Source organism: Streptomyces sp. R35, assembly GCF_041053035.1.
Classification (GTDB): domain Bacteria; phylum Actinomycetota; class Actinomycetes; order Streptomycetales; family Streptomycetaceae; genus Streptomyces; species Streptomyces lutosisoli.
Genome location: NZ_CP163440.1, coordinates 972217 through 991206 on the forward strand (window position 1 = coordinate 972217; position 18990 = coordinate 991206).

Genomic DNA, 18990 nt, shown 5'->3' on the forward strand with positions numbered 1-18990 from the left:
CCGGATCCACCACGCGGCGGCGCAGAGCGACCGGCTCTGGGCTGCCGCGCCGCCAGGAGGCTCAATGCGCATCACTCGGAACGTAGGAACCCTCTTCGTGGCCGGCGCGTTGAGCATGACCATCGCCGCACTCGCCTACCCCGCCGTGCTCGGGTTGCAGACCACGGCCAGCTCCCCGACGCGCGTCATCGCCCACACCTCGACGGGCCCGTTGACCGAGGCCGACCGCGACTTCGTCGTCAAGGTGCGCGCGGCCGGACTGTGGGAGTACCCCTCCGGGCAGCTGGCCCTGCAGAAGGGCACCACCCCGGCGGTCAGGACCGCCGGTCAGCACCTGATCAAGGGCCATGCCGCGCTGGACGCCACCTGCCGCAAGGTCGCCACCCAACTCGGTATCACCCTGCCCAACAAGCCGTCGCCGCAACAGCAGGGATTCGTGGCGACCTTGAGCGCGGACAGCGGCAATCAGTTCGACAACGACCTCGCCAACATCCTGCGGGTGACCCACGGGCAGATCTTCCCGGTCATCGCGAAGATCCGGGCCACGACCGAGAACACGCTGGTACGTCAACTCGCCGACCAGGCCAATGACACCGTGCTGGACCACATCACGGTGATGGAGAAGACCGGGCTGGTCAACTTCGATCAGGTGCTGTTCCAGGAGACCAAGAACCCGAATCTGCCCGCGCAGGACGTCACGCCTCCGGCGCCGCAGCAGGGCGAGCCGACCGTCGTGCTCAGTCCGCCCGCGGACGGCGCCTCGGCTTCCCTGTCGCCCACACCGACGGTGGGATGAGCTGACGCCCTCTTCCGTCAGGCACGTCCGGGCCGTACACGCTTGAAGCCCAGCAGGGTGCGGTAGCGCTCCCGTGCGGTGAACTCTTCCAGCGTCCAGACGGCCGGACGGCCCGCCTCCCTGCACAGGTGCAGGACCTTCCCCTCCCCCGCGGCCACCCCGACGTGGGCGCCCCACGCGGTGTCGTCGGCGTTGAAGAGGGCAAGGTCCAACGGCCTGGGAACGCGTACCCGCTCGGTGAGTTCGGTGTCGGCCCACAGGTCGCTCGACCGCCACGCGGGAATGTCCAGGCCGAAGTGGCGGAGCACTTCGTAGGCGAAGAACTGGCAGTTGGCACCCTCGGTGAGGCCCGGCTTCTCGGCGACGGACCGTGAGCCGGGAAAGCGTCGGCCGACGTACGGCGTTGTCCAGACCCGCTCGGGCAACCGCAGCGGCAACTCACTCTCGTTCAGCGTCGACAGCTCGCCCTCATGCGGCGTCGACAACTCGTCCTCACTCGGTTCCCGCATCCCCGCCTCCGCCCGTGAACCGTGCCAGTTCCCAAGGGTCGTGCGCGCTGAAGACGTCGACCTCGTCGCCGTGCAGACGCACAAGTTCCCGCAGACGGGCATGGTTGCCGAGCCGCAGCGGCCTGTCCACCTCGGTGATCTGCTGGAGGACGTCCATGCCGGGGTGGCCCTGGGGCCGGTCGGGATCGATCTCGCGGTGGAAGTAGTAGGCGTCGCCGCAGTGCAGGAGCCATCGGCCCGGAGCCTCGACAGCGATCGCGCTGTGGCCGGCGGTGTGGCCGCCCAGCGGAACGAGCAGGATGTCCGCGTCCAGGCCCTCCAGCGGGCGGACCGCGTCGAAGCCGAACCAGGGGTCGCCCTGGGGCCGCGCGTACGTCACCCAGTGCGGCCGGTGCGCCCACTGGGCCGGGCGGTAGCGGAGCCGGTCCTCCGGGTGGGCGCCGGGTGCCGCCATCGCCGCGCGGTGTTCGGCCTCGCTCAGATGGACCTTGGCCCAGGGGAAGTCGGCGAGGCCTCCCGCGTGGTCGAGGTCGAGGTGGCTGAGCACGATGTGCCGGACGTCCTCGGGTCGGAACCCGAGCGCGACGACCTGGTGCAGCGCGGTCTCGCCCAGATCGAGGACGGGCTGGGCCCGGCCGAGGAACTCCGCGCCGAGGCTCTCCTCCGGCCGCGCCACATCGGCCGTACCGATGCCGCTCTCGACCAGGACGAGTCCGTCGCGGTCGGTCTCGACGAGCAGGCAGTGACAGACCGCGGGCAGGCTCACCTGCTCGGTGTCGATCGTCCGCATGGAACCGCAGTTCAGGTGGTGGATCTTCACAGTGCGCCCCTTAGATAACGAACGATCGTATGCTAATTACGAACGATCGTTAGGTTAAAGTGACTCCATGAGCCCGCGCAAGTCCGTTGCCGAAACCGCCGCCACCCGCGACCGGATCATCGAGAGCGCCCTCGCACTGGCCTCTACGGATGGCCTCGAAGGCCTCACCATCGGCCGGCTCGCGACCGATCTGGAGATGAGCAAGGCGGGGGTGATCGGCCACTTCGGCAGCAAGGAGGCGCTGCAACTCGCCGTTCTGGAGGCGGCGGTCGAGCGGTTCCGGCTGCGGGTGCCCGCGCGCGCCGTGGGCGCCAGGCCCGGTACCGAGCGGCTGGCGCGCGCCTTCGACGAGTGGATCGACTACATGGCCGGGGGCGAGGGCCACGGGGGCTGCTTCCTCACCTCCGTGGCGACCGAGTTCGACGGTCGCCCGGGCCCGGTCCGCGACGCGGTGCTGGAAGCGCTCGCCGCGTGGTCGGCGTACGTCTCGTCGGAGCTGAACACCGCGGTCGACAACCGCGAGCTCCCGGAGCGCACGGACGTGGACCAGCTCGTCTTCGAGCTCAACGGCGTAGCCCTGGCGGCCGATCAGGCCATCCAGCTGCACCGCGATCCGCAGGCGCCCACGCGGGCCCGGCGCGCCATCGCCCGTCTGCTCATCGCCCCCTGAGGCGACCCTCCTCGGCCCCGCGGAGCGGCGGAGCGCATCACTCATGCCCCTTCGGACCCGCCAGATCTACACATAAAGAAGAAATAAGCGCAGAATGGATGTACACGGCGCTTACCGCATACCGCACCAGACGCGGTCGGGCCGTGGAGATCGAGAGCGATCGAAGGAGACGAGTCATGGCCAACGTCTCGCACCCCAGGGGTGACATCACCAGCCACCCCGATGTATCCGAAATGCGGGCTCGGTATGACCGCATGGTCGGTGGTCGCGATGTGGCGCTCGTGGACGGGCCGGTGTTCCTGCTCGGTCTGTACTGCGCCGTGTCCCCGTGGATACTCCACTACTCGACGAGCCAGCCCGCCCTGGTGACCCACAACCTGATCATCGGCATCGCGATTGCCGTGCTGGCCCTCGGATTCACCGTCACGCCGGAGAGGATGTACGGCCTGAGCTGGGCCATCTGCGCGATCGGCACATGGATGATCATCTCGCCGTGGATTGTCGGCACCAGCCCGGACACCGGAGTCGTCCTCAACAGCATCATCATCGGCGCGCTGGCCGTGGTGCTGGGGGCGATGTGCGCGGTCACGGCGACGAAGAGCACCCCCCGGGCGTAGACCCGGCAGCACGGAAGGTAGGAGAAGGAAACGGAGGAGAGCGGCGATAGCTGAAGGAAGGCGAAAGCTGAAGAAAAAGAAAGAGGAAAAGGAAGACCGAGGCCGGCCCGCCCCGCGCGGACCGGTCTCTCCTTGGCCGTTCAGCGGTTCGGCACCAGCCACGGCTCCTGCGGCAGCGGGCTGCCGGTCTCGATGAAGGACTTCAGGTTGGACAGCACCGCGGCCCAGCCGGCGGCCGTGTCCCGCAGCATGGCGTCGTGGGCCAGGTCCTCATGGGTCACGGTGAGCCGGACGATGTCGCCGTGCGGCTGGATGTCGAAGGTGGCCCGGGAGTACTTGTCCTCCTGCCCTTCCTCCTCGGGCGCGACCCAGGTCGTCACCAGCCGGGTGGGACGGTCGCTCTCCACGACGGTGCCGACCACATCGGCGATGCCCGAGCCATCCGCACGCCGGTGTTCCCAGCGGGAACCGGGCTTCCAGTCCGAGACATTGCGGTGGCCCCAGTAGACGGCGGTCAGGTCGGCGTCGGTGAGCGCGTCCCAGACCTTCTCGGGCGTGCTCTCGATGTAGATGACGTACACGAAGCTCGGTTTGCCGGCCATGCTTTCCTCGGCTCGTCGCTTGAGGTCGCCGAGCACGCGCAGCCGCGGGCGCTCGAACTTGTCGATCCACCGCTCCTGGATCTCGTGGAGCGGCACCGGATTGAGGTAGTGCAGCTTCTCCCGCCCCCGGCGCACGGTGCTGACGAGGTTGGCGGCCTCCAGCACGCCGAGATGCTGCGTCACCGACTGACGTGTCATGTCGATGCGCTCGCACAGCTCACCGAGTGTCTGACCGCTGTGCTCGTGCAGCCGGTCGAGGAGCCGCCTTCGTGTCCCGTCGGCCAGCGCCTTGAAGACCTGGTCCATCGCGGAGTCGTCGTCTGATCGCACGCCCCACGTTATGCAGGCACTCACTTGCATGTCAAGGATGCCACCACCACAGTGGACCCGTCGGCCTCAAGATTCACAAGACGCACAGGAATCCGGGCACCGTGAAGCTAGCCTCACCGCATGGATGGGTCTCTGATGCTGAACCTGCTGGCCCTCGGGGTGTCCGTCACCGCCCTGGCCACCTCGATCGCGATGTCGCGCGGACAGCTGCGACTGGCACACAACTCCAATGTCCTGCCGATCATCATCGACATGTTCAAGGAGACGCGCAGCCCCGACTTCCTGCGATCCGTCGAGTACATCCGCACCGAACTGGGTCCGCAGCACCCCCATCACGACGGCTACCGGAACCTCCCGCCCGAGCCCAGGGAACACATACGGCGCGTCGGACAGTTCTACGACGACGTCGGGAAGCTGGTCGCCCACGGGGTCGTCGACGAGCATCTCGTACTCGGGTCCTACAGCGTCAACGTCCAGAGAATGTGGGAGGCATTGAGCCCCTACATCTACAACGAGCGGGCCCGGCACGGCACTTTGACCATGACGTACTTCGAGGATCTCGCGGCTCGCGCCAAGCAGACTCCCGGCCCGGCCATCCACAGCGCACTTGATCTCCGGCGCCTGCCGCCCGCCTAGGACAGGGTCTGGAGCGGGCCCAGGGCCTCCAAGCGCGCCGGAACATGCTTGTGCCACGGGGTTCCGGCCAGCCAGTCACGGTGGTGGAGGGAGGTGAGGTCGTTGGGGGCGACACCCACCGTGCCGTGGTCGGGGTGGTCGACGCCGAGGCCGTTGGGCAGGGAGATATGGCCCTCGCGCATCATGTCGGTGACCTCGACGACCACATGGGCACTGCCGCGTTCGGTGTGCAGGCGGGCCGCGGACCCGGTGCTCAGGCCGAGTCGGCCGGCGTCGGCGGGGCTGATGCGCAGGGCGCCCTGCGCGTCGCGGCGGCGCCAGGTCGGGTCACGGTAGATGGTGTTGGCGGTGAAGGAGCGGCGCTCGCCCGCCGAGAGGACCAGCGGGTACGCGGCACTGGTGGGCGAACTCCCGGGGCTCTCGGGGTCACTCAACTCCCGCAATTTCTCGATCAGTTCGGGGATCTCTACCGTGAAGCGGCGATCGGGGCGGCGCACATAGGTCCATACGTCGTCCCAGTCGTCGACCGTGAAGGTGACCCCGGAGGGCGTTCCCGCGATCGCGTCGAAGAGGGCGTCCCCATCGGTGAATCCGGCGCGGCGCACGGCGTCCGGATACGTCATCGCGCACAGCTGGGCCAGTCCCCACACCGGCGCCGTGGCGCGCCGCCCCTCCGGGAGCGCGGTGCCGAGCGTCTCGTACAGGAGGTACGGGGCGAGGCCGAACAGCGTCGGGTCCTCCCCCACGGCGGCGAAGAAGGCCTGCCCGAACGCGGCGCGTGAGGTGTGGGCCGCCTTGGTGAGGCTGGTCAGGAGTCCCTCGTCGGCGGCGCCCAGGCGGCGCAGCAGCCGGGCGTAGATCTCGGGTTCCGGGAGGGTGCCGGGCAGCGGGTCGAGGACAGGTGGGCGGAGCTGGAAGGCGTTGTGCGGGAACTCGGTGTTGAAGAAGGTCGCCTCCCACTTCTCGAACTGGCTGGCCGCGGGCAGGACGTAGTCGGCGCGCCGGGCGGTCTCGGTGAGCGCCACATCGACGACGACCACCAGGTCGAGGGCGTCCAGCGCCTCCGCGAAAGCGCGTGAATCGGCAAGCGAGTGGGCCGGGTTGGCGCTCTCGATCCACATCGCGCGGAACCGGTCGGGGTGGTCGGTGAGAATCTCCTCGGCGATGGAGTTGCACGGCACCAGACCCGAGATGATCTTCGCTCCGGTGACCGGGGTGCGGCGCCCGCGGCCGGACTTCCCGCTGCCGCCGGCGAGTGCGGCGAACGCGGAGTGCAGGAACATCGTGCCGGGCCGCCCGAAGTTCCCCGTCAGGATCCACAGCAGCTTGTTCAGATACGACACCAAGGTGCTGTGGGGTGCCTGCTGGACGCCCAGATCCTCGTACGTCGTGACGCTCGCGGCCGTCGCGATGCGCCGTGCCGCCGACCGCAGCAGCTCCTCGTCCACTCCGCAGCGGGCGGCGTACTCCGTCACCGGTACGCCGGCCAGCGCGTCGAGCACCGAGGCGGTCCCCGTCGTGTGCGCTTCGATGAACTCGGCGTCGCACAGGTCCTCTTGGACGATGACGGCGAGCAGGGCGGCCAGGCACCACGCGTCCGTGCCCGGCCGTACCTGGAGGTGGTAGTCGGCGAGGGCGGCGGTCTCGCTGCGCCGCGGGTCGAGGACGATCATCGAACGGCCGGGGTCCTTGGCGAGGGCCCGCAGGGTCGGCCTGGCCCGCGGGAAGCTGTGCGACTGCCAGGGGTTCTTGCCGAGGAAGACGACGACCTCGGCGTGCTCGAAGTCGCCTTTGGTGTGGCCTCCGTAGAGCTTCGCGTCGACCCACATCTCTCCGGTCTTCTCCTGGGCGAGCGCGTTGGAGAAGTACGGGCTGCCGAGGGCCGCCTGGAGCGCCTTGGTGTGCAGGCCGCCCAGGTGGTTGCCCTGGCCTCCGGCACCGTAGAAGAAGATCTTGTCGCCGCCGTGCTCGTCCCGCACGGCCATGAGCCGCTCGGCGATCTCGTCGAGCGCGGTGTCCCAGTCGATCTCCTCGTACGTCCCGTCGGCGCGGCGGCGCAGCGGGGAGGTGAGCCGGTGGCGGCCGTTCTGGTAGTGGTCGAGGCGCAGGGCCTTCTCGCAGGTGTAGCCGGCCGAGGCGGGGTGCCTCTTGTCGCCGCGGATCCGGGCCAAGCGCCGCCCGTCCAGCTGGACTTCGATTCCGCAGTTGCACTCGCAGAGGATGCACGCGGAGGTCTGCCAGGTCTCTTGTCCGGTGTCGGCCACGCTCATCGGCTCCTCACACCCAGCGGGTTCCAGTGAGTCCTGTGTGTGCGCCCTGTATCTGCGCCCTGTGCCTGTGCCGTGTGTCGGCGTCCTGCTGTCCCGCCAACAACTTACTGGACGGTAGCGCCGTCAGTCCTATAGAGCAACCCAGTTGGCGGAGGCCCGGATATTCCCTCGCCGTCGACAGCCGTCGCCCTCACACTGGCGCCGTGAGCCGAACCGTGAGCGTATGGGTGACCTCGGGCGAGGACTTCCTCGGTGTCGCCGGACCCTTCCCCGTGGACATCCCCTGGTGGTCGGAGGTGGAACCGGTCATCGGCCATCTGGAGGGGCTGCTCGGCGTTCCGGTGCTGGTCCTGCGTCTCGTCGACGTCGACGGCGGTGCGGGCGGACGGGACGGTCATGTGACGTACCACGTCGAGGCGTTGGCGCGCCCCGTGCCCGGACTGCTCGACCGACTCCCCGTCGATCAAGGCCTGTTGAACCGTCCCCAGGTGTTGCGTGCGCCGTGGGCGCGGGCCGACGGTCTGCGCGACCTCCTCGCCTGGGCGGCCGACACGCTGGCCGCGGCGGGGCGGCCGGTGACCGGTCCGGTCGAGCAGCGCCGTACATGGAATCTGGCCGGGCTCTTCCGGCTGCCCACGGCGCGGGGCACGGTCTGGCTCAAGACGACACCGCGCTTCGCGGCCGACGAGGCCACAGTCGTCGGCGCGTTCGCGCAGGTCGACCCCGGTCTGGTCACGACCGTCCTCGGATCCGGCGAGCACCGCATGCTGATGGAGCACATCCCCGGCGAGGACTGCTGGCAGGCGTCGTCCGAGACGGTCTCCGCCGTCATGGAGCGCCTCGTGGCGGCGCAGACGGCGCTGGCTTCCGCACCTCTGCCCGGCATCCGGGACTGGCGTACGCCGGTTCTCACCGCACAGCTCCAGGAGCTGCTCGACGGACCGGTCGCGCGGGAGCTGGACACTCAAGAGATCGCCCGCGCAAGGGAGTTGATGAACCGCTGGGACCTCCTCGCCGAGTGCGGGCTGCCCGACACGCTCGTGCACGGCGACTTCCATCCCGGCAACTGGCGCGGTGACGGTGGCGCACCCGTGGTCGTGGACTTCGCCGACGCCCACTGGGGCAACCCGGTCCTGGACGGACTGCGCGTCCACGACTTCCTCCCCGAGTCGCGCCGCGCGCAGGCCGCCCGCGCCTGGACCGACGCCTGGAAGGCGCGGGTCCCGGCCGCCGATCCGGCCCGCGCCCTCGCCCTCGCCGAGCCACTCGCCCATCTCACGTACGCCGTCCGCTACCAGGAGTTCCTCGACGGCATCGAGCCTTCGGAGCGGCGCTACCATCGGGGAGATCCGGCGGCCGAGATCCGCGCGGCGGTGCGGTGCGCCGAGCAGCCGAGCCCGTACCTCGGCTCCGCCCCGGACCTCGTCCCCGCGAGAACCTCTTGGCCGGCAGCCGCTCCGCACGGCAGGATCAACTGATGGACAGCCGACCGACGTTCGACGTTCCCAGGCCGCTGCGCATTGAAGGACTGGGGCTTCAGCTGCGCGAATGGTCCGCCGACGACGTGGCGGACCTCGTCGCGATCTACGACGATCCCGAGATCGACCGGTGGACGCCGGTCGCGTCGCCGTTCGACACCGCGGCCGCGCGGGCGTATCTGGCCGCCGCCGCGCAGAAAGGTACCGAGGGGCATGTGGTGCAGCTGGCCATCACCACGGACGGCGGGGTGCCACAGGGGGAGATCCTGCTGTTCCGCAGCGCGGCCGATGAGCGGGACGTCGAACTCGCCTATGGCGTAGGGGCCGCGTACCGGGGCCGGGGGCTCGCGACCCGCGCGGTGCGGCTCGCGGTGGACTTCGTGAAGGGTCGTGCCGCGGTGCGGCGGGTGGTCCTGTGCATAGAGGACGGGAACGGGGCGAGCCAGGCGGTCGCCAAGGCCGCCGGGTTCGTGCCGACCGACGACGAACCGGTCGTTCGTGAGGCGAAGGGCCGGGTGGTCGTCCTGCGGACCTGGAGCCATTTCGACAGCGACGACGTCGCGGGCGAAGGGCGCCGCCGGTGACCCGCGCGGAGGTCCTGCTCATCGGGGGACGCGCGGGCGTCGGCAAAACGACCGTGGGCTGGGAGATTTCGGCGCAACTGCGCGCCGCGGAGGTCGCCCACGCGGTGATCGAGGGCGACTACATGGGATACGTGCACCCGGCACCGGAGGGCGATCCGCACCGCGCCGCAGTGACCGAGCGAAATCTGCGGGCGGTGTGGGGGAACTTCGCCGAGCTGGGCTACCGGCGCCTGATCTACACCAACACCGTGAGCGTGCTGGACCAGTCGACGGGCCTGTTCGAGCGCGCGTTGGGAGCAGACGTACGACTCGTACGCGTGCTGCTGACCGCCAGCGACGAGATCACCGCCGAGCGGCTCAAGGGGCGGGAGATCGGCTCAGAGTTGGAGCGGGAGATGGAGAACAGCGCCCGCAAGGCTCGGCTGTTGGACGAGCGGGCGCCGGCGGACACCGTGCGGGTGGCGACCGACGACCGCGCGGTGACCGACATCGCGCGTGAGGTCGTGGCCGCCACCGGCTGGATGTCCGCCAGTTCCTGAAGAGGGCGGCGCCCCCGCGTCACGTCCCGGCGGGCTCCGTGTCCGGAGTCGGCGCGGTCAGGTACTCCTCGCTCATCTCCTTGGGCCCGAAGGGCCACACCTTCTCCAGGCGTGCCCAGATGACGAAGGCGACGCAGCCGAGGGCGAGCCAGGCGAGGGACCATTCGATGGGGTGGCGGCCCGGGGAGTTCTTGTCCGCGTATCCGTAGATGGTCAGCCAGCCCGCGAGCGCGAGGAAGCTCGGTACGGGGTAGAGCCACATCCTGTACGGGCGGCGCAGGCCCGGCTGCCGTTTGCGCAGCACCGAGAGGGCGACGATCTGGGCCAGCGCCTGGACGATCACCATGACGGTGGTGAGCAGCTGGATGAGCGTGGCAAGGTCGGTGTGGCGGCCGATGAGGAAGCCGATCGCCGTGATGACGCCCATCGTCGCGAGGCCCAGCATCGGGAACCGGTGCTTGGGGTGCAGCTTGGCGTAGGGGCGGAAGAACACGCGGTCGCGGGCGGCGTCGTACGGCACTCGGGAGCCGCCGAGCAGTCCGGTGAAGACCGAGGCGAACGCGGTGATGAGGATGAGGACCGTGACGGTGTCGGCGGCGCCCTTGCCCCAGGTCTCCTCCAGGACGGCGGACGCCACGGATGTCGAGGCGATGTCCCCCGGATCGGTCATCCGCCGCCAGTCGATGACGCCGAGCGTGCCGATCTGCAGCAGCAGATAGATCGCCATGATGCCGAGGATCGAGAAGATGATGGAGCGGGGCAGGGTGCGGCCCGGGTCCTTGATCTCGGCGCCCATGTACGCGGTGGTGTTGTAGCCGAGGTAGTCGTAGATGCCGATGGTCAGTCCCGCGGCGAAGCCGAGCCAGAAGTGACCGCTGGTCAGTTCGAAGGCGTGCGCCGGGTAGGTGAAGGCCAGGTGGGCGCTGAAGTCGGTGGCCGCGGCGAGGATCACCAGGACGACCGAGGTGATCATGACGGCCCACATGACGGCGGTGATGCGGGCGATGTGCTCGATGCCGCGCCACAGCAGGATCACCACGAGGGCGACGATGCCGAGCCCTATGAGGTCCCCGGTGGTCCTGCCCATGTCGGGGGCCAGGTAGCCCAGATACTGGACGAAGCCGACCACGCCGGTGGACATGATCAGCGGGATGAAGAGCATGGCCGTCCACACGAACAGGAACGGCATCAGCCGTCCGGTGCGGTACTGGAATGCCTGGCGCAGATAGACGTAACTGCCGCCGGAGCCGGGCATCGACGCGCCCAGTTCGGCCCAGATGAGCCCGTCGGCGAGTGCCAGCAGGGCGCCGGCGACGAAGCCGATGACGGCCTGCGGGCCGCCGAACGCGGCGACCATCAGCGGGATCGTCACGAACGGTCCGATGCCGCACATCTGGCTCATGTTGATGGCGGTGGCCTGGAACAGGCCGACGCGGCGGACGAAACCGCCCTTGGGTGGCGGGCTGCCGGACATGGGTCCTCCTGAAGCGGGACGCGGGGAGAGGTACGTGGTGACGGCCGGCCTCAGTGGCGACCGACGGACGAATGGCGGCGGATCAAGGGCGGCGGGTGACCGGCCGGCGCTGGGCTCCCCTTGGCTCGCCCGGCGAGGCTGACTGGGCGATAAAGTTAAGGAGCCTTACTAGATGCGTCAAGAGGGTGTCATGAATGCGTGAGAATGGTGCGATGCCCGCCAGCGACGCCGCAGAGCAGCCCGAACAGCCCTGGAACCGCCGGCGGCTGCGCAGCACCAACGAGCGGCTGCTGCTCGACCGGCTGCGCACCGGCGGCGCCGCCTCACGCGCCCAGCTCGCCCGCGAGACGGGTCTGTCCAAGCCGACGGTCTCCAGCGCGCTCGCGGCCCTGGAGGAGGCCGGGCTGGTCCACGAGGTCGGCACCCACGCACCGGAACGCGGCCGGGTCGCCGTCCTGTATGCCCCCGATCCCGCGGCCGGTTACGCGCTCGGCATCGACATCGGCCGTAGTTGGCTGCGCGTCGCGGTCGCCGATCTCGACGGCGCGGTGGTCGCGCGGGCCGACGTACGCAACCGGGCGCGCACCTCCGGCGCCATGGCCGACCTGGTGGTCGCCACGGCCCACCAGGTCGTCGCCAACTCCGGTGTCGGCGCGGACGAGGTGGCCCACGCGGTGGTGGGCACGCCGGGCGTGTACGACGAGAAGCAGCGCCGGGTGCGGTACGCGATGCATCTGCCCGGGTGGGGCCGCGCGGGCCTGTTCGACCGGATGCGCGAGGAGCTGGGCATCCCGCTGGAGGTGCACAACGACGCCAACCTCGCGGCGCTGGGCGAGTACACGTACGGAGTCGGTGCGGGCAGCCGGCTGTTCACGTACATCATGATCGGCACCGGTCTCGGCATGGGTGTCGTCAGCGAGGGGCGGCTGTTCACGGGGGCGCACGGCGGGGCCGGGGAGATCGGGTTCCTGCCGTGGCCGGGGCAGCAGAAGCCGGAGACCCTGGAGGACGCGGTGTCGGGCGTGGCCGTCGTCGAGGCGGCGCGGCACTTCGGGATGACCGGCCAGCTCACCGCGAAGGCCGTCTTCGACGCGGCACGCGCGGGCCATCCCGCCGCGGTCCAGGCGGTGCAGCTGGAGGGCGAGCGGATCGCGCACACGGTGGCCGCGGCGGCCGCGGTCCTCGACCCGGATCTGGTGGTCCTCGGCGGGGGTGTGGGCCACAGCGTCGATCTGCTGCTGCGTCCGGTGCGCGAGACCCTGCGCGCCCTCACTCCGCTGCGCCCGAAGATCGTGCCCAGCCGGCTGGGTGAGGACGCGGTGCTGCTCGGTGCGGTGGCGACGGCGCTGGGGACGGCCCGTGATGTGGTGTTCGAGCGACGGTCGGCTTCCTGAACGGGGCGAACTCCCCGGCAGTGACGCTCCTCGGCCGCGGGAGCCGCGACCGGCTTCAGGAGTGGGGCGCGCACGCCTGCGGTGATTGACATGACTTACTCAGCCGCCTAGCTTGTGGGGCCAGTTAGTAAAGTTTCCTAACTTGCAGTGTCGAAGCGCGGATGCTCCCCCACCTCCCAAGGAGACCACCGTGTTCCACCGCCCTGCCTCACGACGGCGCTGCGCCACGGCCGCCGTAGCCCTGGGCCTCCTGTGCACCCTGTCCACGAGCGCGTGGGCCGGAGCCCATGACACGGGACCGATCGCCGCGCCGCTCACCGCACCGGGCGCCCGCGTCACCGCGGTGACCTCCGCGCCGGGCAGCACCACCGCGCTGTCGGGCTACACGATCCAGTCGACGGCGAAGGTCACCGACTCCGCCGCAGCCGTCTCCTCCCCCGGCTATCCGGCGCGCGGCTGGTATCCGGCGGGCTCCCGCTCCACGGTCCTGGCGGCGCTGCTCGCGAACGGGAAGTACGCGGACCCGTTCTACTCGACCAACCAGCAGAAGATCCCGAAGGCCGACTTCACCGTGCCCTGGTGGTACCGCTCGGACTTCACGGTCGCGGACACCTCCGAGCGCAGCTACCTGGACTTCAGCGGGGTGATCTCGGCGGCCGACGTCTACGTCAACGGCCATCGGGTCGCCAAGACCGCCGATGTGGCGGGCTCCTACACCCACCACGAACTCGATATCACCTCGCTGGTGCGGGCGGGCACCAACACGGTCGCCTTCCGCGTCCAGCCCAACACCCCGAACAAGAAGCTCACCATGGGCTGGATCGACTGGCTGCAGCCGCCGCCCGACGAGAACATGGGCATCGTCCGCGACGTCCTCGTCCGCCGCGGCGGCCCGGTCGCGCTGCGCGACGCACACGTGGTGACCAAGCTCGCCGTCCCGTCGCTCGCCTCGGCGGACCTGACGGTCAAGGCACAGGCGCGCAATGAGACGGGCGCCGCCGTCACGGCCACGGTCTCCGGCACCGTCGGATCGACGTCCTTCACGAAGACCGTCCCGCTCGCCGCGCACCAGACGAAGACGGTCACCTTCGCACCGGCCGACTCCCCCGGCCTGCGCCTGAAGTCGCCGAAGGTGTGGTGGCCCGCGGGCATGGGCGGCCAGCCGATGTACGGCCTCGACCTGACCGCCTCCGTCGCCGGTACCCCCTCGGACACCACGCACGAGAGTTTCGGCATCCGCGAGGTGAAGGCCCCGCTCAACGCCGACGGCGCCCGGCAGTACAGCATCAACGGCCGCAGGCTGCTCATCAAGGGCGGCGGCTGGTCACCGGACGAGTTCCTGCGCTGGGACCGCACCTACGTCGAGGACCGGCTGAAGTACGCGCTCGACCTGGGCCTCAACACCATCCGTCTGGAAGGGCACATCGAACCGGACGAGTTCTTCGATCTCGCCGACCAGTACGGCATCCTCACCCTGCCCGGCTGGGAGTGCTGCGACAAATGGGAGGGGCAGGTCAACGGCAACGAGACGGGCGAAAGGTGGACCGCCGCCGACTATCCGGTCGCCAAGGCGTCGATGGCCGCCGAGGCCGCCCGGCTGCGCGACCACCCGAGCGTCATCTCGTTCCTCATCGGCAGCGACTTCGCCCCGGACGCGACGATCGAGAGGAACTACCTCGCCGCGCTGAAGGCGGCCGACTGGCCGACGCCCGTGGTCGCCGCCGCCTCCGACAGCTCCTCGCCGGTTTCCGGCAGTTCGGGCATGAAGATGACCGGCCCGTACGACTGGGTCCCGCCGAACTACTGGTACGCCAAGCGCGAGGGCGGCGCCACCGGCTTCAACTCCGAGACCAGCGCGGGCCCCGACATCCCCACACTCGACACCCTGCGCCGCATGATGTCCCCCGCCGAACTGGACACCCTCTGGAAGAACCCCGGCGTCAAGCAGTACCACCGCTCGCCGTCCTCGACCTTCGCCACCCTCAAGCTCTACGACGCCGCCCTGACCGGCCGCTACGGTGCACCGACCGGCCTCACGGACTACGTACGCAAGGCGCAGCTCGCCCAGTACGAGAACGTGCGCGCGCAGTACGAGGCGTACGGGCGCAACGCCACCGACTCCTCGAAGCCCTCGACCGGGGTCGTCTACTGGATGTTCAACAGCGGATGGACGTCACTGCACTGGCAGTTGATGGACCGTTACCTCGACCAGGGCGGTGCCTACTTCGGCGCCAAGAAGGCCAATGAGCCGCTGCACATCCAGTACTCGTACGACAACCGCTCGGTCGTCGTGGTCAACAACCGGCACGCGTCCGCGTCCGGTCTCAAGGCCCGGGTCACCCTCTTCAACACCGACGGCAGCCAGAGGTACGACACGACGGCGACCGGTGTGAGCCTGGGCGGGGACGGGGCGCGCCGCACCGCGCTCACGGTGCCGTCCTCGGTGAGCGGGCTGTCGACGACGTATCTCGCACGCCTGATCCTCACCGACGCCCAGGGCAAGGAGGTCAGCCGCAACGTCTACTGGCTGTCGACGAGGGCCGACACGCTCGACTGGGCCGACACCGAATGGTGGTACACGCCGACGACGAGCTACGCGAACCTCAAGGGGCTCAACTCCATGGCGCGCGTGCCGGTTTCGGCTTCGGCTTCGACCTCCGTGGGCCCGGACGGCATGTCTATGACGAAGGTCACCGTACGGAACACCGGGACCGGGAAGACACCGTCGCTCCTCACCGATGCGCACCTCGTGGACGCGAAGGGCAAGCCGGTGCTGCCGGTTCAGTGGTCCGACAACCAGGTCAGTCTGTGGCCCGGCGAGTCGACGACTCTGACGGCCACGTACCGGACGGCCGATCTGCACGGGTCGACGGCTCGGGTGCGGGTCTCGGGGTGGAACACGGCGGAGAAGACGGTTCCGGCCCCGTAAAGCACGTCGGGCGCGCACAGCATGTCAGCGCCTGGAGCAGGACGGGGCGGGCCCGATTCCGGGCCCGCCCTCTCGCTCAGCTCGTGCTCAGGTCCTGGTCAGTTCCCGCTCAGCTCACGTTGAGCGCCGTGTCGTCGATGACGAACGACGTCTGGAGCGTGGAGCCTTCGGTGCCGGTGAACTTGATGGTGACCGTCTGCCCGGCATAGGTGGTGCCGAGGCTGAAGGTGCGCTGCGTGTACCCCGAGGCGGCGTTCAGGTTCGAGTACGTGGCCAGGGTCGACAGCACCGTGCCGCTGCTGTTGACGACCTGGGCCTTCAGGGTGTCGTACGCCGTGCTGGTGGTCGTCTCGGCCGTGTCCACGTGGAGGTAGAAGCTCAGAGTGGCCGAGCAGCCGGACGGAATGGTGACCGCCTGGGAGAGCGTGTCTGTGTTGGCCGAGCCGTAGCCGTTCAGCCAGGCCTTGTACGAGCCGGTGCGGGCGGCCTCGCTGCTGCTGTTGGTGATGACGCCACTGGTGGCGGTCCAGGACGTACTGCCGGACTCGAAACCGGGGTTGGCGAGCAGCTGGGCGGCCGTGCAGGTGCCGCCACCGCCTCCGCCACCGCCTCCGCTGCTCGCGCCGACGAGCCAGTCGGTGGCGTTCAGGGCGAGCGCGGCGTTCGTGGCGCCGGTGTCGTTCCAGCCGTCGTACAGCGTGTTGCCGGACTGGCCGGTGCCGTCGTCGATCGGCGAACTGTCGCCCCAGAAGGCGACCTTGCCGCTGCCGAAGGTGCTGGTGGCGAAGAACGCGCCGGTGTTGCCGGAGTAACCGGTCCGGTAGAGCAGGCCCTTGACGGCCGAGTTGTCGGCGGGCTTGAGCGTGGCCGTCGTACCACTGGCGATCAGGCTCTTGGTGACGGTGCCGAACGAGCCGTGCAGGATCGCGTTGGTGCTGTCGCTGATGGCGCTCGGGTAGTCGGAGCTGATGCTCAGCGAATCGATGGAGAAGCCGAACGGGTCGGTGGAGTCGACGCTGTTGTTGGTCATCAGGTCGTTGAAGATCTCGACCGCGTCATAGCCGTCGTTGTTGCGGTCGGCGCCTGTGTGGTCGGAGATCATGAAGAGGCCGCCGCCGTTCTGCACGAACGTCATGATCGCGGTCTTCTCGGCGGTCGTGAAGAGCGTGTTGGGCTCGGGCAGCACCAGCTCGTCGAAGTTCGACAGGTCCGTCGCGGCCGAGCCGCCGTAGGTGAGGCTGGAGCCCGAAGGCAGCGTCTTGAGGCTGTAGTTGCCGGTGTTCTGCAGGGCTACGCCCCAGGAGGAGAGCGCGCCGGTCCAGTCCGTCTCGGAGGACGGGGAGGAGTCCTGGCCGAGCGGGTCGGGCTGGCTGGTGGAGATGATCCAGTCGGCGTTGCCGGCCGTCTCGGCGTGGCCGTTGTCGAACAGGACGCGGTGTGTGGTCGCCGCGTGCGCGGGAGCGGCGGTGGCCGCCTGGACGGCCGCGCCCGTGACGAGCAGTCCGAACACGGCCAGCGCCGTGGTGAGTCTGTGGCGGGATCTTCTGAATCCGAGCATCCGGCGAACCTCCGTGAGGGGTGGGGAGAGGCGGTGCGGGCGCCAAGTCTCCGCGCGTAGAACGGTGGTTGGCCGTCTTCCGCGCGACAGATTCTTGAACGGTACATGTCGAAACGGCGGCTGAACAGGAGGGCGCCGGAGCGCATCCCGGGGCGCGCGGAGCGGAGCGGACTGCCTCCGCGCCCAGGGGGCAGATACATAACTGCGGGGGACCGACAAAGAGGGGCGGAGATGGAGATCTCAGGCATCATCAGTGCCATCCTCATCGGCATCATCATCGGAGTACTCGGCAGGCTCGTCATCCCGGGACGCCAGCGCATCGGCATCCTGTGGACGATCGGCGTCGGCATCGTGGCCGCGTTCATCGGCTCGGGGATAGCCTCCGCGTTCGGCGTCGCCGACACCAAGGGCGTCGACTGGATCGAGTGGCTCATCCAGATCGGCCTGGCGGCGCTGGGCGTCGCGGCGCTGGACCGGGCGAGGGTGCGCCGCTGACGGGCCGAGCGGAGGCGTTCGCGTACGGCGGTTGCGGACCGGCATCCCGTCCGGGTGGCGATGCGGGTACGGATCCGGGTGCCCATGCGGGGTGTGGATCCCGGCGCCGATACGGATGCGGGCCGGCGTGTCGCTGCGCGGGCTCAATTCCGTTGCGGGTGGCGCGCCGGTGCGGCTAGGTTCTGCGGGCTTCACCCCCGCACACCCGACGCCACGGAGAGACCTTGCCGCCGCGCATCACACCGCTGACCGATCCCGAGCCCACACCGTCGAGCCGCCGCCTGGCCTGGCTGGCCTCCGGCACCGAGGGAGCCCCCGTGGGCTCCGCCTTTCTGCGGTTGTTCACCAAGGAGGGGCAGGATCATCTGGCGGAGCTGGAAGTTGCCGTACACCCTGCCGAGCGGCGGCAGGGTGTCGGTGCCGCTCTGCTGGACGCGGCCGTCTCCGCCGCGCGGGACGACGGGCGGCGGTCGCTCGTCGCGCAGGCCGAGACCGGCTCCCCCGGTGATCTGTTCCTCGCGGCGCGCGGCTTCCGCCGGGTGCTGGCACTGACGTACGCACGACTCGCGCTGGCCGACGTGGATTCCGCGCGGATCTCCGGGATCGCCGAACGACCGCATCCGGGCTACGAGTTGACGCACTGGGACGGCACCGTGCCACCCGAGCTGGCGCAGACCTTCGCCGACTCGCGGCGCGCCATGGACGACATGCCGATGGAGGGCACCGACTACGGGACCGTCGTGTGGGACGTGGAGCGGGTCCTGGCAGCGGCCGAAACAGTCGCGAAGCGCGGGGAGTTGCTCCACACGGTCGCCGTGGTGGACCGCGCGGACGGCTCGATCGCCGGCTTCTCCGAACTCGTCGTACCCGGCGACGGCCGGGGTGACGGCCAGCACTACGGCACCGGTGTACTGCCCGAGCACCGCGGTCACCGCCTGGGACTCTGGATGAAGGCGGAGACGATCCGGCTGGCGCGGCGGACGTATCCCGAACTCGGCGGTCTGCTGACGGACACCGCCGACAGCAACGCTCCCATGCGCTCCATCAACGACGCGCTCGGCTATCTGCCCACGCACGGGGCGGTGGAGTACCAGCTCGATCTCTGAGCGAGCCGGATGCGCGGTGCCGGATGCGGAGTGCCGAACGCCATGTGTGGGTCCAGGCCCGCCGACGCGGCTCCCCCTCGGGTCGGCGGGCCTGCCGCCTCGACCGGGCGCCTGGCGCGGGAGAGTCGAGCGCGACGGGAGGCAGTCCCTGGGACGGCTTGCGTCCACACCCTCAGCATGCCG

17 protein-coding genes are annotated in these 18990 nt (G+C 69.7%); 11 read left to right on the forward strand and 6 right to left on the reverse strand.

What is annotated here, in order from left to right:
• The first annotated feature begins 64 nt into the window (after positions 1-64).
• Positions 65-796 (forward strand): DUF4142 domain-containing protein, encoded by a 732-nt coding sequence (locus AB5J50_RS04875; RefSeq protein WP_369255211.1) that lies wholly within the window; start codon positions 65-67, stop codon positions 794-796.
• Between the two features lie 17 nt (positions 797-813).
• Here the strand turns inward: AB5J50_RS04875 and AB5J50_RS04880 are convergent, their stop codons facing one another.
• Complete coding sequence (locus AB5J50_RS04880; protein ID WP_369255213.1) at positions 814-1305, reverse strand: hydrolase; 492 nt, start codon at positions 1303-1305, stop codon at positions 814-816.
• Entirely contained in the window at positions 1289-2125 is an 837-nt protein-coding gene (locus tag AB5J50_RS04885; RefSeq protein WP_369255215.1) for an MBL fold metallo-hydrolase, read from the reverse strand. The genes AB5J50_RS04880 and AB5J50_RS04885 overlap by 17 nt, the downstream gene beginning before the upstream one ends.
• Before the next feature lie 67 nt (positions 2126-2192).
• Between AB5J50_RS04885 and AB5J50_RS04890 the strand changes: the two genes are divergently transcribed.
• Positions 2193-2795 (forward strand): TetR/AcrR family transcriptional regulator, encoded by a 603-nt coding sequence (locus tag AB5J50_RS04890; RefSeq protein ID WP_327426351.1) that lies wholly within the window; start codon positions 2193-2195, stop codon positions 2793-2795.
• Between the two features lie 176 nt (positions 2796-2971).
• Positions 2972-3412 (forward strand): SPW repeat protein, encoded by a 441-nt coding sequence (locus tag AB5J50_RS04895; RefSeq protein WP_369255217.1) that lies wholly within the window; start codon positions 2972-2974, stop codon positions 3410-3412.
• Positions 3413-3552: 140 nt separating this feature from the next.
• Here AB5J50_RS04895 and AB5J50_RS04900 read toward each other — a convergent pair whose 3' ends face one another.
• On the reverse strand, positions 3553-4320 hold the full coding sequence (locus AB5J50_RS04900) for an ArsR/SmtB family transcription factor (RefSeq protein WP_369265309.1): 768 nt from the start codon (positions 4318-4320) through the stop codon (positions 3553-3555).
• A gap of 144 nt (positions 4321-4464) precedes the next feature.
• On the opposite strand from AB5J50_RS04900, the gene AB5J50_RS04905 reads away from it, so the two are divergent.
• Entirely contained in the window at positions 4465-4980 is a 516-nt protein-coding gene (locus AB5J50_RS04905; RefSeq protein ID WP_327426354.1) for a hypothetical protein, read from the forward strand.
• Here AB5J50_RS04905 and AB5J50_RS04910 read toward each other — a convergent pair.
• Positions 4977-7250, reverse strand: a complete 2274-nt coding sequence (locus AB5J50_RS04910) for a molybdopterin-dependent oxidoreductase (RefSeq protein WP_369255219.1) — start codon at positions 7248-7250, stop codon at positions 4977-4979. The genes AB5J50_RS04905 and AB5J50_RS04910 overlap by 4 nt on opposite strands.
• A 203-nt stretch (positions 7251-7453) precedes the next feature.
• On the opposite strand from AB5J50_RS04910, the gene AB5J50_RS04915 reads away from it, so the two are divergent.
• From AB5J50_RS04915 to AB5J50_RS04925, 3 genes are read left to right on the forward strand one after another with little or no spacing between them, the layout of a single operon-like run.
• Positions 7454-8728 carry an aminoglycoside phosphotransferase family protein gene (locus AB5J50_RS04915; RefSeq protein WP_369255221.1) on the forward strand — a complete coding sequence of 425 codons (1275 nt, stop codon included), beginning with the start codon at positions 7454-7456 and terminating at the stop codon, positions 8726-8728.
• Positions 8728-9312, forward strand: coding sequence for a GNAT family N-acetyltransferase (locus AB5J50_RS04920; protein WP_369255223.1), 585 nt, complete (start codon positions 8728-8730; stop codon positions 9310-9312). The genes AB5J50_RS04915 and AB5J50_RS04920 overlap by 1 nt, the downstream gene beginning before the upstream one ends.
• On the forward strand, positions 9309-9851 hold the full coding sequence (locus AB5J50_RS04925; RefSeq protein WP_369255225.1) for an AAA family ATPase: 543 nt from the start codon (positions 9309-9311) through the stop codon (positions 9849-9851). Before AB5J50_RS04920 ends, AB5J50_RS04925 begins: the two co-directional genes overlap by 4 nt.
• Positions 9852-9870: 19 nt before the next feature.
• On the opposite strand, the gene AB5J50_RS04930 is transcribed toward AB5J50_RS04925, so the two are convergent.
• A complete protein-coding gene (locus AB5J50_RS04930) occupies positions 9871-11325 on the reverse strand; it encodes an APC family permease (RefSeq protein WP_369255227.1) in 1455 nt (484 codons plus the stop codon).
• Positions 11326-11537: 212 nt separating this feature from the next.
• Here AB5J50_RS04930 and AB5J50_RS04935 point away from each other — a divergent pair, with 212 nt between their 5' ends.
• Both AB5J50_RS04935 and AB5J50_RS04940 read left to right on the forward strand, forming a co-directional pair.
• Positions 11538-12719, forward strand: a complete 1182-nt coding sequence (locus AB5J50_RS04935; protein ID WP_369255229.1) for an ROK family protein — start codon at positions 11538-11540, stop codon at positions 12717-12719.
• A gap of 190 nt (positions 12720-12909) precedes the next feature.
• Positions 12910-15648, forward strand: coding sequence for a sugar-binding domain-containing protein (locus AB5J50_RS04940; protein WP_369255231.1), 2739 nt, complete (start codon positions 12910-12912; stop codon positions 15646-15648).
• A 109-nt stretch (positions 15649-15757) separates the two neighbouring features.
• Here AB5J50_RS04940 and AB5J50_RS04945 read toward each other — a convergent pair whose 3' ends face one another.
• The gene (locus AB5J50_RS04945) at positions 15758-17206 is read right to left on the reverse strand and encodes a hydrolase (protein WP_327426362.1); all 1449 of its coding nucleotides are present in this window, start codon (positions 17204-17206) and stop codon (positions 15758-15760) included.
• Between the two features lie 231 nt (positions 17207-17437).
• Here AB5J50_RS04945 and AB5J50_RS04950 point away from each other — a divergent pair, with 231 nt between their 5' ends.
• Complete coding sequence (locus tag AB5J50_RS04950) at positions 17438-17701, forward strand: GlsB/YeaQ/YmgE family stress response membrane protein (RefSeq protein WP_369255233.1); 264 nt, start codon at positions 17438-17440, stop codon at positions 17699-17701.
• Between the two features lie 224 nt (positions 17702-17925).
• A complete protein-coding gene (locus AB5J50_RS04955; RefSeq protein WP_369255235.1) occupies positions 17926-18807 on the forward strand; it encodes an N-acetyltransferase family protein in 882 nt (293 codons plus the stop codon).
• The last annotated feature ends 183 nt before the right edge of the window (positions 18808-18990 follow it).